Genomic DNA, 2071 nt, shown 5'->3' on the forward strand with positions numbered 1-2071 from the left:
ATTCAGAGGTGTTAGAAATGTAGAATTCTTCCTTTTTAGATTAACCAATATTTATGCTTAATTTTTGCTGCTCCACAGGTTTTCGTGTTGATCCAACATTTGCCAAAGCTCAGGTAAATATTGAAGACAAATCTCATGCTGTAATTAAAGGAATTCCTATAAGTTTTTTTATAGAAAAGGAAGAAATGGTATATATATGATAAAAGCCCTCGACAAAATGTACATGTTTTAGCCTCTGTAGATGAAACAACTTATTCCCAGTTTCAAAAATTAAAATGGGCGATCATCCGGTTATATGGACAAATGAACATTTTGCTTCCAGAAATGTATATATTTTCATGGGACATTCTCCAGATTTGTTCCAAAATGAAGCTTATAAGACTCTTCTAAAAAATTCGATTTTTTGGCCTGCTCATAAAAAATGATATTATCCTTTTCAGATACAAACAAAAAACACTTTCATGGAATGTTTTTGTTTGTATCGCTTTATTGTAAAAGTTCCCCTCTTCAAACAAAATATACTTAAACCCTAAAGTTGTTTGTTTTTAAAACTAAAAAATCCCCATACCTTCAGGTTTGATAGTAAATCCCAATCGTACCATACTTCTGTGCTCCTGATAATCAATTAAACTTTCAGTATACCCTACAAACCATTGCAATGTCAAATAATAATTCTCATTTTTATAGGGTCGCCAATTTACTTGTGTCTGCAAAGATCCATAATTAATCAGTCCGCTTCCCTTTCTGAAAAGGATATCTGCACTCCATCGACCAGGTTTTATTTGATAAATTGCACTTGCCTCACCATATCCTACATATTTGGTAAGCTCCGGATTGTCTTCCTTATCTACAAGGGGAATCCATCCTCTTAGTCCCACAACCCATCGTGGAGAAATTTGTGATTTTAATGAAAACGCAAGCATATTCCAAGTTCTGGAGTAAATAGAATCTCTTCCGTTAGATTCGTGTTCTATTGAAATTGTTCCATAGGTCAATCTTCCACCTTTTAAATAAAATGGACGCACAACTGCCAAACCTGGATTAAAATTAATTTCAGAAAACGGTTTTGAGTTTGCATAAATATCCCAAAAAGCTTTTTGAGTATACATCAAATATGGAAAAAAACCACCCCATAATGGCTTCGATTTTAATCGTAGTTTAAAACTTACCTGATATTTTACATCAGCAGTATTTCTAGTAATATCTGTATTGATTGGTACACCAGTTAAAAAATAATTGTCTTTGTGAACAGAAAAACTAGGCTCTTTCAACAGCGAATCTGCTGCACGAAAGTCTTTTTTATTTTCTAAAATCTGTGAAGCGGACTTGATAGAAAACAAAATAAAAAAAATCAGTAGGTATTTAAAACGCATTTATATAAATTAAAATAATTATATAAATGTCTATTATTCTAATGAATAATATTAACTCAATAAAAATGAGAATTAGCGCAATAACTAAAAGTTTACGAAAAGCTATAAAAACAAAAATATCACTCAATTTGAGTGACTATTGATGCCATCGCAAAAGGATTCGAACCTTCGACCGTCCTGATTAAAATTAATCCTACAGGCAAAATCAGAAAATAAAACATACACCCCTCAGCTTTTATCCAACGGAGATTCTGTAAAACAACTATTGGCAAGAAGTAGGTATCTGCTTTATAAATCTCGTAAAAAATGGACTCAAACTCAAAAGGAAAGAGCACAAATGCTATTTAATCTATATCCCAATATAAAAATAGCTTACAATCTAAACCAACAACTTCGAGGAATTTATAATAACAATAATGATAAACATATTTCCATGACCAAGCTGGCACATTGGTACAAAAATGTAGAGGAATCCGGTTTTAAAAACTTTAATATTTTGCTCAATACCATAACTTTTAATTACCAGTCAATCTTAAACTATTTTAATAATAGGAGTACAAATGCTTCAGCAGAATCTTTCAATGCAAAAATTAAAGCATTTATCCCGAAGCTTCGGGACCCAATTTAGAGGAGTCAGAAATATAGACTTCTTCTTATTCAGATTATCTAATCTTTTTGCCTAATCCCCAACTTTTGCA

General features: G+C 31.8%; 2 protein-coding genes. One reads left to right on the forward strand and one right to left on the reverse strand.

The window, feature by feature from the left end; genetic code table 11:
- Positions 1-551: 551 nt before the first annotated feature.
- Complete coding sequence (locus CHB81_RS26595) at positions 552-1373, reverse strand: phospholipase A (protein ID WP_089354827.1); 822 nt, start codon at positions 1371-1373, stop codon at positions 552-554.
- Between the two features lie 265 nt (positions 1374-1638).
- Here CHB81_RS26595 and CHB81_RS26600 point away from each other — a divergent pair, with 265 nt between their 5' ends.
- On the forward strand, positions 1639-2001 hold the full coding sequence (locus tag CHB81_RS26600; protein ID WP_254921286.1) for a transposase: 363 nt from the start codon (positions 1639-1641) through the stop codon (positions 1999-2001).
- Positions 2002-2071 lie beyond the last annotated feature (70 nt).

Origin of the sequence: Flavobacterium sp. ov086 (assembly GCF_900187965.1) — a bacterium.
Taxonomy (GTDB): domain Bacteria; phylum Bacteroidota; class Bacteroidia; order Flavobacteriales; family Flavobacteriaceae; genus Flavobacterium.